The sequence below is a fragment of the Achromobacter sp. ES-001 genome, assembly GCF_019448355.1.
Classification (GTDB): domain Bacteria; phylum Pseudomonadota; class Gammaproteobacteria; order Burkholderiales; family Burkholderiaceae_B; genus Achromobacter; species Achromobacter spanius_B.
In genome coordinates this window covers 3,835,101-3,847,005 of the sequence record NZ_CP079940.1, presented here as the reverse complement: position 1 = coordinate 3,847,005, position 11,905 = coordinate 3,835,101, and the positions used below count along the sequence as shown (strand labels likewise).

The window sequence follows — 11,905 nt, the reverse complement described above, 5'->3', positions numbered from 1 at the left end:
ATCAGGGTGAACACCTACCGGACACTGTCCATGAGACGGACACCCCAGGTGTGCACCAACTTGGCGCTAAATGCGGTGCGCTAAGATCGTCCGATCCCGAATTTTTCACTTCACTCCGAGCTTCCCATGACCGTGAATGCCTTTATTTGTGATGCGATCCGCACCCCCTTCGGCCGCTACGGCGGTGCGCTGGCCAGCGTGCGTCCTGATGACCTCGCCGCCGTCGCCATCAAGGCGCTGGTAGCGCGCAACCCCGGCGTGCGCTGGGAAGAACTGGACGACGCCATCATGGGCTGCGCCAACCAGGCCGGTGAAGACAACCGCAACGTGGCCCGCATGGCCACGCTGCTGGCCGGCCTGCCCATCGAAGTCCCCGGCGCCACGGTCAACCGCCTGTGCGGTTCCGGCCTGGACGCCATTGGCACCGCCGCCCGCGCCATCCGCGCCGGCGAAGCCGGGCTGATGCTGGCCGGCGGCGTTGAAAGCATGAGCCGCGCGCCCTTCGTCATGGGCAAGGCCGACAGCGCGTTCTCGCGCAATGCCGCCATTTTCGACACCACCATCGGCTGGCGCTTCGTCAACAAGCTGATGAAGGCGCAATACGGCGTCGATTCGATGCCCGAAACGGCCGAAAACGTCGCTGACGACTTCAACATCAGCCGCGAAGACCAAGACCTGTTTGCGCTGGCCAGCCAGCAAAAGACGGCTCGCGCGCAGAAAGAAGGCGTGTTCGACGCCGAAATCGTGCCGGTTTCGATTGCGCAGAAAAAGGGCGATGCCATCATCGTCTCCAAGGACGAGCATCCGCGTGAAACCAGCCTGGAATCGTTGGCCAAGCTCAAGGGTGTGGTCCGCGAAGGCGGCACCGTCACGGCCGGCAACGCGTCGGGCGTGAATGACGGCGCCGCCGCGCTGCTGTTGGCTGACGAAAAGGCGGCCGCCCGCCACGGCTTGACCCCGCGCGCTCGCGTGGTCGGCATGGCTACCGCCGGCGTCGCGCCGCGCATCATGGGTATCGGCCCGGCCCCGGCCACGCTGAAGGTGTTGGCCCAGACCGGCCTGACGCTGGACCAGATGGACGTCATCGAGCTGAACGAAGCCTTTGCCGCGCAGGGCCTGGCCGTGCTGCGCCAACTGGGCATTGCCGACAACGACCCGCGCGTGAATCCCAACGGCGGCGCAATCGCCCTGGGTCACCCGCTGGGCGCATCCGGCGCCCGCCTGGCTACCACCGCGATCAACCAACTGCACCGCACCGGCGGCCGCTATGCGCTGTGCACGATGTGCATCGGCGTGGGCCAGGGCATCGCGCTCATCATCGAACGCGTCTGAGCTTGCGGCTTCAAGCCTGAAACCTGAAGTGTTGTTTTTTCCGCCGCGCGGTTCGCGGCGGAATCAAAAAAGGGAGCCTCTCGGTGAACTGACCCCCGAAAGTTGGACGTAGATCCAACCTTCGGGGGTTTTTACATGGCGAAGTACGACGAGCAGTTCAAGAAAAAGGTGGTGAGGGAGTGTCTGGGAGGCGCAGAGGGTGTTAAATCGGTGGCGGCTCGATATGAGCTGGCACATTCAATGGTGCGTCGGTGGGTCGGGAGCTATCGCGAGCACGGCGTTGCAGGCCTGCGCCGGAAATCGGGTTCGTACAGTGCGTCCTTCAAACAAGCCGTGCTGCTGAGGATTCGGCGCGAAGGACTCTCTGATACGCAGGCAGCAGTGCTGCACGGGATTCGAAGTGCGTGCCACATTGCGAAGTGGCGCGCCCAGTATGATTCCGGGGGTATAGAGGCGTTGGCGCGCAAGCGCCCAGGAGCGACCATGCCGCATAAGTATCCCCCAGAGCCGGTGTCCAAGGACATGACCAAGGAAGAACTCGAGCAAGAGCTGGCCTATCTGCGCGCGGAGAACGATTACCTAAAAAAAATGAAGGCCTTAATCGAAGCGGAGAAGACCCGGGCGCTCGTTGGAAAGCGCAAGTGGTCCAAGGATTGAGGTCTAAGCATCCGCTCGCGCTATTGTTACGCGCAGCCAACCTATCGCGCAGCACGTTCTACTACCACCTGAAGACGTTGGGTGCCATGGATCCGTATGCCGAGCTCAAGCAGCGCATCGGCGCGGTCTACGCACGTCATAAGGGCCGCTATGGCTACCGCCGGATCACGGCGGTGCTGCGCCAGGCAGGTGAACGGGTGAACCACAAAACGGTTCAGAAGCTGATGCAGACGCTGGGCTTGAGGTCGCTGGTGCGCGCTAAGAAGTACCGCTCGTACCGGGGGCAGTCGCATCACGTGGCCGCCAACGTGCTGGCGCGCGACTTCGAAGCCGCACGCCCGAACGAGAAGTGGGTCACTGACGTGACCGAGTTCAACGTGCGCGGCCAGAAGCTGTATCTGTCGCCGGTCATGGACCTGTACAACGGCGAGATCGTGGCCTACGAGACCAGCCGCCGGCCGGTGTTCCAGATGGTGGGCAGCATGTTGAAGAAAGCGCTGGCGCGGCTGCTGCCCGATGATCGGCCTGTCTTGCACTCCGACCAGGGTTGGCAATACCAGCAGCAGAACTACCGGCGAATGCTGGCAGATCGATCGGTCACGCAGAGTATGTCACGCAAGGGCAACTGCCTGGACAATGCCGCCATGGAAAGCTTCTTCGGCACGCTCAAGGCTGAGTTCTTCCACCTGAACCGCTTCGAAAGCATCGACCAGTTGCAGGCCGGCATCGGGCGGTACATCCATTACTACAATCACGACCGCATCAAGCTCAAGCTAAAAGGCCTGAGTCCGGTGCAATACCGAGCTCAGGCCTTAGGGCTTTAGCTGACCGTCCAACTTCTGGGGGTCAGTTCACGGGGCTCCCTTTCTACATCCGACTGGCGCACTGGCGCCCCGGGGCGCCCGACTCAGGGCAGACCGTCTATTTTCCGGCCCGCCTTGATGCCATGCTCGTCGAACCAACCTTGGGTCATTTCCAGGGCGTAGCGCACGGGCTTGCGGGCGCAATGCGGGTCTTCGGTCTGCGGCGCCATGTCGTCGATGTTGACGATCGTGCCGTCGTCGGCGATAAAGGCAATCGAGAGCGGCAAAAGCGTGTTGCGCATCCAGAAGCACTGCACGTCGGGCCGCTCGAAGACGAACAGCATGCCGTCGTTGCCGGGCAGTTCTTTGCGGAACATCAGGCCGGCTTGGCGCGTGGCGTCGGTGTTGGCAACTTCGGCGCGGATAATATGGATGCCGGCTGACAGTTGCGTGGTGGGCAAGGGCGGTTGCGGCCCGGTTTGCGCATGGGCGCCCGCGCCCAGCATCAATGCCGCGCTTGCCAGTGCCGCCGATACGGCTTTAAGGAATGCGGGTTTTATGAACGCCGTCTTGAACAACGTAGGAGTGGCAGGTAATAACTTCGCATTCTTCAGCATGACTGGCGCAGTAAAAAGAAAATAATAAGGCGGGGCCCGAAAGCCCCGCCTGGATAATGGTGCAACCTTACCGCTGCACTTTATAGGGTGTTAGGCGGCCGTGATATTAAGCGCCTGCTTGCCCTTAGGCCCCTGGATGATTTCGAAAGCCACTTTCTGGCCTTCCTTCAGGGTTTTAAAACCATTCATCTGTATGGACGAGAAGTGGGCGAACAGATCTTCACCGCCGTCGTCGGGCGTAATGAAGCCAAACCCCTTTGCATCGTTGAACCATTTGACGGTACCCGTCGATTTGGGATTGTCCCCTTGGACGGCGGTTGCGGTCGTATCAGACATGCGGACTGCCTCATTGAATCGTATGTTGACAGAAGGGCATCGCGGTCTAGACCTCTGTCCCCCCCTCCGGCTTCCTGGCAGATTTTCGATGAGTTGAAAACCCCAGAATGCGGTGATAATGCGCCGCTTTTCTTTGTGTCGTCAAGTATGGAAACTACGTATTTCCGCGTGTAATTTTAAGTAAGTTGCACGTTAGGCGTCCCCAGTTTAAATAGAATAGCCGCCCTATGAGTTCTACCTTGGATACCCAGCATGATTTGGCCGTCGAGAAGGCACCGGCACGCGCCGCGCCGCCTCCGATGTATCAGGTTCTGCTGTTGAACGATGACTACACGCCGATGGAATTCGTCGTGAAAGTCCTGCAAAAATTCTTCAATAAAAATCATGAAGAGGCCACGCGGATCATGTTGCAAGTGCATCACGAAGGGCGCGGAGTTTGCGGGGTGTACCCCCGTGACCTCGCCGCCACCCGCATCGCCCAGGTAGGACAGTATGCGCGGGCGCGCCAGCACCCGCTGCAATGTGTGATGGAACCCGTTTAATACCAAGAATGAAGACGCCGCCCTCGAAGGCGGCGTTCTGCTGTGCGCCAATGGCACGGCAATGTCCGCGTTTGGGGAAGCGCGCGGATCCGGATGGTCGGCAGCTCCGCCGCTAAGGAGCGTTGTATTCGAGTAGGCGGAGGGGTTTGCCGTGAGTGGAAAGGTTAGTAAGACCTGGCTGGCGGTTGCCGGCGTTGTGGTGTTGGCCGGCGCCATAGGCGTGGGCTGGTGGATGGGCAAGGACAAGCAGGCAGCGGCTCCGGGTGCGGCCCCTGCGGTGTCCGCCCCGGCTCAAAGCCCCGCAGCGGCCCCGCCGGGCGAGGCAAAACCCACGCTGGGCGCCAGCGCCACGGTCGGCGCGCCCGATCCGTTCGCCGCACTGACCTGCCAACCACGCCAATATAACGACGCGCTGTCGTTGTCCGTCACGTTCACCCAGCCGGTGGATGCCAAGGGCAAGCTGGATGACTTCCTGCAGGTCACCGATCTGGGCGCCTCGTCGGGCAAAGCCGACCAGGACAGCGAAACGGCCTCCAACGCCGGCGACCAGCCCGCCTCGGTGAAGCCGGGCGACTCCGCCCCGCAAGGCAAGATCGTCAAAGGCAGCTGGATTGTGGGTGACAACCCGCGCATGGTGTATTTCCCGTATATCCAGCCGCAACGCAAGTACGCCATCACCGTGCGCTCCGGTTTGCCGGGCGTGGGTGACAAGGTCGTGCTGGCGCAATCGTCCAACTGCGAAGTGAACACGCAGGCGATGCCGCCGTCGTTCTATTTCGCCAGTCGTGGCGTGGTGCTGCCGGCCGGCCAGAACGGCGGTTTGCCCGTGGCTACCGTCAACGTGCCGGAAGTGGACGTGCAATTCCTGCGTGTCGCGCCCGACCGCGTGCCGGAACTGTTCGAAACGGTGCTGGGCATTGGCCGCAACACCGCGCAGGCGTCCGATGACGAAGAAGAGGGCGGCTACAACGAAGAAGACAGTTGGCGCTATTCCGACAACCGTGGCCTGAAGGGTTCGGTCAGCAACTGGGATCTGGACCGCCTGAATTCGCTGACCACCAGCGTCTATCAAGGCCGATTCATTACCGACGATAAACCCAACCGCCGCCACGTTACCTTCCTGCCCGTTGAAGGCGTGAAGGAACTGCAAGAGCCCGGCATCTATATCGCGGTCATGAGCCAGCCCGGCCGTTTCCGCTACGAATACCAGGTCACGTACTTCTACGTCAGCGATATCGGCCTGCACGCGCGCCGCTACAGCGACCGCGTGGAAGCCTATTCCGTGTCGCTGAAGTCCGGCCAGGCCATCTCCGGCGCAGTCTTTGAACTGGTCGACGGCGCCGGCAAGACGCTGGCCAAGGCCGCCGCCGATGGGCAAGGTCATGTGCGCTTTGATGGCAGCTTCACCAACGCGCGCGTCATCCGTGCATCGCGCGACAAGGAAATGACGGTATTGGCGTTGGCCGAGCCCGCGCTGGATCTGTCGGAGTTCGATACGGGCGGCCATGTGTCGCGCCCGAATAACTTGTTCATTTACGCCGGCCGCAACCTGTATCGCCCTGGCGAAACGTTCAACGTGTCGGTGCTGCCGCGCGACCTGGACGGCCGCATGCTGACGCCCGCGCCACTGACGGCCACCATCAAGCGTCCCGATGGCCGCGTGGTGCAGAACACACTGTGGCAGCCCAAGAAGGATCTGGTCGGCTATGTCGAGCGCGCAATCGAATTGCCGCTGGATGCGCAGACCGGCTCGTGGCTGCTGGAACTGCGTGTTGACCCGGCCTCGCGCGCGCCCGATGCGTCGTGGAAGTTCCAGGTTGAGGAATTCCTGCCTGAACGTATGAAGATGGCGCTGACCTCTGAGCAAGAGGTGCTGTCGCCGGACGAGGAACTGCTTGTCGATGTGCAGGGCGATTACCTTTACGGCGCACCCGCCGCCGGCAACCGCCTGCTGTCCACCTTCCAGGTCAAGCGCGACCGTTTCGCGCAGGCCCAGAAATGGCCCGGCTTCATCTTCGGCGACGTCGCCGATGACACGCGCCGCACGTTTGGCGAACTGCCCGAAGAGGCGCTGGACGACAAGGGTGCTGCTCAGATCAGCGTCAACCCCAACGCGGCAGGCACGCATTCGCCCATGAAGGTGCGCGTGTCGGCCAGTCTGCTGGAATCGGGCGGCCGCCCGGTGGTGCGTTCCATCGAACGCAGCGTCTGGCCCGCCGACAAACTGATCGCCGTGCGGCCCCAGTTCGATAGCGACGTGGCGCGCGAGAGCGCACCCGCCGGATTCGAAGTGATCCGCGTCAACGCCCAGGGCGAGATCCAGCCCCTGGCTCAGGCCCAGATGCGTTTGTTCCGCGAAGAACGCCAATACTATTGGCGCTTTGACGACCAGCGCGGCTGGAACAGCGGCTACACCGAAACCGAAGAACTGATCGATTCGCGCGAAGTGGCGCTGAACGATCGCGCCCAGCTGACCGTGCCGGTCAAGTGGGGCCGTTACCGCCTTGAAATCGCCGACCCGGAAACGGGCGAGACGATGCGCTACCGCTTCTATGCCGGCTGGAACGCGCAGGACGCCGACGCGATGGGCAACCGCCCCGATCGCGTGCAGATGAAGCTGGAAGGCGTGCCGGCCAAGCCGGGCGACACCGTCAAGGTCACTTTGACGCCGCCGCACGACGGCCAGGCGCTGGTCACCGTCGAAGGCGACCGCATGTTGTGGTCCACCTGGGTGGCCGTGAAGGCAACGGGCACCGTGGTCGAAATCCCGGTCAGCAAGGACTGGAAGCGCCACGATCTGTACGTGGCCGCCGCCGTGTTCCGCCCGGGCAGTGAAGGCGACCGCGTGACGCCGGCCCGTGCGCTGGGCCTGGCATTCCTGCCGATTGCCAGCACCGATCGCAAGCTGGATGTAAAGCTGACGGCCGCGCCCAAGGCCGTGCCCGAAACCAAGACGACGGTGCGCGTCAAGGTCGACGGCGCGCACGGCAAGCAAGCCACGGTCACGCTGTCCGCGGTGGACGTGGGCATCTTGAACATCAACCAGTACGCCACGCCCGACCCGCTGGACTACTTCTTCGGCAAGCACCGCTACGCGCCCGAACTGTTGGACATGTACGGCAAGCTGATCGAAAAAATGGACGGCACCAAGGGCAAGCTGAAGTGGGGCGGTGACGCCGCCATGCGCGGCGATAGCAAGAGCCTGCCCAAGAAGGTCAAGCTGGTCGACCTGTTCTCGGGCCCGGTCACGCTGAACGCGCAAGGCGAAGCGGACATCCCGCTGGACCTGCCCGATTTCAACGGCACCTTGCGCCTGATGGCGGTGGCGTTCACGGCCGACAACTACGGCAGCACCGACGCCGAAATGGTGGTGGCCGCGCCGATCGTCGCCGAATTGAACACGCCGCGCTTCATCACGCCGGGCGACCAGGCCGCCATTGCGCTGGACCTGACCAACCTGAGCGGCGCCGAGCAAAAGATCAGCATCAAACTGGAAGCGCTGGACCCGCTGGCCATTACGGACGGCGTGCGCACGGTGACGCTGAAGGACAAGCAGCGCACCACCTTGCGCTTTAACGCCACCACGACCGGCTCGTATGGCCTGGGCCTGATGCGCCTGACCATCGACGGGCAGGGCGGCGCCAAGCCGGTGCACATCGTGCGTGAATCGGTGTTGCAAGTGCAGCCGGCCTACGCAGGCGAACGCCAGGTGCGTCGCCTGCGCCTGAACCCGGGTGAAACCAACGTGGCGCAGGCCTCGTGGGTGTCGTCTTACTACCCGGATTCGGCGCTGGTCAGCCTGACCGTGTCGAATCGCCCGCCGTTCAACGTGAACAAGCTGGTTGAGGGGTTGCTGGCGTATCCGTATGGCTGCGCCGAACAGACCATCAGCCGCGCCTTGCCGTGGGTGTTGATCGATGACGCCGTTGCCAAGCAGTTCGGCTTGAAGCCGCATTCGCAGGTGGAACGCGCCGCGCAGGTGTCCGGCGCCATCGGCCGCCTGTCCGGCATGCGCAACGCGGTAGGTTCGTACAACCTCTGGAGCGGTTCCAGCTCGCGCGATGTGTGGCTGACGGCCTATGCCGTGGGCTTCCTGCAAGACGCGCGCGACCAGGGCTTTGAAGTGCCCGAAGCCACGCTGGACCGTTCGCGCCAATGGTTGCTGGAGCAAGTGCAGCAGACGTCGAACACCTTCGGCACGTGGTCGGTGAACCTGCGCCGCAACGTTGAAGCCGGCCGCATCGACGGCAGCGATGCCAACGTCCTGCGCGAAGACCACCGCCGTTTTGCCGGCTTGTCGACCGCCGTGCTGGCGTTGGCTCGCGACAAGAAGGCGCCGTTGTCGACGGTGCGCCAGCTGTTCGACAACTATCAAGAGCGCGCGCGTTCGCCGTTGCCCCTGATCCAGCTGGCAGCGGCGTTCAAACTGATGGGCGACGAAGGCCGCATGAAGTCCGCGCTGGACGCCGCGATGACGCGCGAATACGGTTTCCCGCGTCGCAATTACAACGGCTACTACGACGAATGGCTGGGCGACTACGGCAGCAGCGTGCGCGATTACGCTTTGTCGTACGCGCTGGCCAACCAGTACGGCCTGAAGCACGAACGCCTGGAAAATCTGCTGACGCAACTGACCTCGCGCCTGGGCAACCGTTCGTACCTGTCCACGCAGGAACGCATGGCGCTGTTGATGGCGGCACGCGCCATCGGTGGCGACAAGGGCACGCCTTGGGAAGCCGCGCTGACCGTCAATGGCGTGCGCAAGCCGCTGGACGGCGGCAAGACCGACCAGACCGTCGGCCTGACGGCGGCCGATCTGGCCAACACGCAAATCCTTAACACGGGTGCGCAGTCCCTGTTCCTGGAATACGACATCCAGGGCAGCCCGACGGTTGCGCCCAAGCCGCGCAACGACGTGATCCAGCTCAAGCGTGGCTGGTATCGCCCGGACGGCAAGCCTTGGGATGGCGGCACGCTGCAAAGCGGCGACATGCTGGTGGTGTGGGTGCAGGCCAGCGCCAACCAGAACATTCCGGATGCGCTGATCGAGGACCGTGTGCCGGCGGGTTTTGAAGTCGAAAACCTGAACCTGTCGCAAAGCCCCGAGATGCAGGAATGGACTATTGGCGGGCGCCGCGTGGCCGAAGCCATGGCCGATTCCAACATCAAGCATCGTGAGTTCCGCGATGACCGTTATGTGGCCGCCGTGTCCCTGGGTCGTGGCAAGGTCGACGTGTTCTATCTGGTGCGCGTCGTAACGCCGGGCCGCTATGCGGTGCCCTCGACCGTGGCGGAAGATATGTATCGCCCGGAAATCCGCGGCGTGGGTGAGCAATGGAGCACGGTCGAAATCCGCGATCGCGGCGCCAAGCGTCCTTGACCGCCGCCGCCACCCCCACGGCGGGCGCCTTGCGCGCTCGCCGGTGGCGGCGGCGCGGCATCATCGCGGCCAGCGTGTTGTTTACGCTGGCCGCGTTGTTATTCGTGCTTGACCGCCTTTACCCGCTGCCGCCTGTCGATTCCGGCGGCGCCGCCGTCGTCGTGGCCGCCGACGGCACGCCGCTGCGCAACTACCCCAGCCGCGACGGCATCTGGCGCTATCCGGTCACGCCGGAGCAGGTGTCCCCGCGCTACCTGGAAACGCTGCTCACGTACGAGGACCGCTGGTTCTACTGGCATCCCGGCGTCAACCCGGTGGCGTTCGCGCGGGCCGGCTGGCAATGGGCCACGAACCGCCGCATTGTTTCGGGGGGATCAACCCTGACGATGCAGGTCGCCCGCCTGATTGACCCCCAACTGGCGGGCAAGCCCTCGCGCTCCATGTCGGCCAAATTGCGACAGGCGTGGCGCGCGGTGCAACTGGAAATGCACTACAGCAAGGATGAAATTCTGTCCTTGTACCTGACCCACGCGCCCATGGGCGGCATCGTGGAAGGCGTGGAAATGGGTTCGCGGCTGTGGCTGGGCAAGGCTGCCCGTGATCTCGGCCCCGCCGAGGCCGCGATGCTGACCGCGCTGCCGCAAGCCCCGTCGCGCCTGCGTCCCGACCGCCACCCCGAGGCCGCGCAGGCTGCGCGCGACAAGGTGCTGGACCGCATGGCCGAACTGGGCCGCTGGACCCCGGCGGAAGTTGCCGATGCCAAGATCGAAAACGTGATCGCGCCGCCGCTACGCGCACGTTGGCTTGCGCCCCTGGCCGCACAGCGCCTGTTGCAGGAAGCCGGTACCAAAACCACCGCAAGGCGGCCGGGCCAGCGCCCGCCGCTGGTCGCATCGACGCTGGATGCTGACATGCAGGCGTCGGTGGAACGAATGTTGCTGGACCGTGTCGATAATTTGCCGCCCAAGGTTTCCATGGCGGTGCTGGTGATGGATAACGATACGCTGGAGGTCAAGGCTTACGCGGGGTCCGCCGATTTTTCCGACGATACCCGTTATGCCCACGTGGATATGGTGCGTGGCGTGCGCTCGCCGGGTTCTACTCTTAAACCGTTTCTGTATGCGCAAGCGCTGGACGAAGGGCTGATTCATTCGGAAAGCCTGCTGATCGATGCGCCCATGTCATTCGGCGGTTATGCACCCGGCAATTTCCAGGCCGCTTTTTCGGGCCCGGTCAGTGTGGCGCAGGCGTTGCAGCGGTCGTTGAATGTGCCCGCGGTGGACTTGCTGGACCGTGTCGGCCCCGCCAGTTTTGCGTCGGTTATGCTGACTGGCGGCGTGCGGTTACGAATGCCGGCCGGGGCTGCCCCAAATTTAAGCTTGATTTTGGGCGGGGGTGGCACCACATTGGAAGAACTGGTCGGCGCTTACCGGGCTTTGGCCCGCGATGGCGTCTCGGGACGGCCCCGCCTTCGGACGGAGCAGCCTCGAATCGAGTCCCGTATGATGAGCCCTGGAGCCGCCTGGATCGTTCGCGATATTCTTGAAGGCGGCGGGCATCCCGACCGGCCTTTCTACCAGTCGGGCAGCCCGACCCGGCGGCTGGCCTGGAAAACCGGGACCAGCTTTGGTTTCCGGGACGCCTGGGCAATCGGGGTGACCGACAGATGGACGCTAGGCGTCTGGGTAGGTCGCCCGGACGGCACGCCGAACCCCGGTTTTTTTGGGGCGAATGTGGCGGCGCCGTTACTGCAAGATATTGTGGCCGCGTTGCCGGAAGGCGCGCAGCAGGTCCGTAGCCGGCCCGAAACGGTGCAGGCGGCGGTCACATGTTGGCCACTGGGTTATCGGTTGGGCAGCGTGCCGTCGGGGCAATGTCCCGAACAGCGCGCCGCGTGGCTGTTGAACGACACGGCGCCGCCGTCATTTGCCGGTTACGCCGACGCTACCCAAGGGCCGCTGCGCGTGGGTGGCGTGGCCAGCGGTTCGGTCCTTCGGCCCGTGCCGGGAAGCCGGCAAGTGGCGCTGGATGTGGATGTGCAAGGCGCCGAAGGAGAAGTATGGTGGATGCTTGATGGCCGCGTGGTGAATCACGGCGCGTCGAGTCATCCGTTTAAATTAGTGCTGGCGCAAGACGGCCGGTATACGCTAACCGTCATGGACACGCTAGGCCGCCACGATAGAGTGGTTTTTGAAATCGCTGGCGTTACGCCATGATCGGCATAGAATATGAATCGTG

The 11,905-nt window shown here is 63.5% G+C and carries 7 protein-coding genes; 5 read left to right on the top strand and 2 right to left on the bottom strand.

What is annotated here, in order from left to right:
• Nucleotides 1–126: 126 nt before the first annotated feature.
• Together pcaF and KYT87_RS17235 are read left to right on the top strand one after the other, a co-directional pair.
• Nucleotides 127–1,332: a 3-oxoadipyl-CoA thiolase gene (gene pcaF / locus KYT87_RS17240; protein WP_046804699.1), complete on the top strand. Its 1,206-nt coding sequence runs from the start codon at nt 127–129 to the stop codon at nt 1,330–1,332.
• A gap of 135 nt (nt 1,333–1,467) precedes the next feature.
• A protein-coding gene (locus KYT87_RS17235; protein ID WP_255593224.1) for an IS3 family transposase occupies nt 1,468–2,813 on the top strand; the annotation gives its coding sequence in 2 pieces (ribosomal slippage) (nt 1,468–1,932 and nt 1,935–2,813; 1,344 coding nt in all).
• A gap of 83 nt (nt 2,814–2,896) precedes the next feature.
• On the opposite strand, the gene KYT87_RS17230 is transcribed toward KYT87_RS17235, so the two are convergent.
• Both KYT87_RS17230 and KYT87_RS17225 read right to left on the bottom strand, forming a co-directional pair.
• Nucleotides 2,897–3,298 (bottom strand): DUF192 domain-containing protein, encoded by a 402-nt coding sequence (locus tag KYT87_RS17230; protein ID WP_240434153.1) that lies wholly within the window; start codon nt 3,296–3,298, stop codon nt 2,897–2,899.
• Between the two features lie 201 nt (nt 3,299–3,499).
• Nucleotides 3,500–3,745 (bottom strand): cold-shock protein, encoded by a 246-nt coding sequence (locus KYT87_RS17225; protein WP_006220277.1) that lies wholly within the window; start codon nt 3,743–3,745, stop codon nt 3,500–3,502.
• A gap of 227 nt (nt 3,746–3,972) precedes the next feature.
• On the opposite strand from KYT87_RS17225, the gene clpS reads away from it, so the two are divergent.
• The 3 genes from clpS to pbpC all read left to right on the top strand — a co-directional run bounded on the left by clpS (nt 3,973) and on the right by pbpC (nt 11,883).
• Nucleotides 3,973–4,287 carry an ATP-dependent Clp protease adapter ClpS gene (gene clpS / locus KYT87_RS17220; RefSeq protein WP_006220276.1) on the top strand — a complete coding sequence of 105 codons (315 nt, stop codon included), beginning with the start codon at nt 3,973–3,975 and terminating at the stop codon, nt 4,285–4,287.
• Nucleotides 4,288–4,438: 151 nt separating this feature from the next.
• Entirely contained in the window at nt 4,439–9,667 is a 5,229-nt protein-coding gene (locus KYT87_RS17215; protein WP_370638715.1) for an alpha-2-macroglobulin, read from the top strand.
• Nucleotides 9,664–11,883: a penicillin-binding protein 1C gene (pbpC, locus tag KYT87_RS17210; RefSeq protein WP_219990439.1), complete on the top strand. Its 2,220-nt coding sequence runs from the start codon at nt 9,664–9,666 to the stop codon at nt 11,881–11,883. Before KYT87_RS17215 ends, pbpC begins: the two co-directional genes overlap by 4 nt.
• Nucleotides 11,884–11,905: the final 22 nt, after the last annotated feature.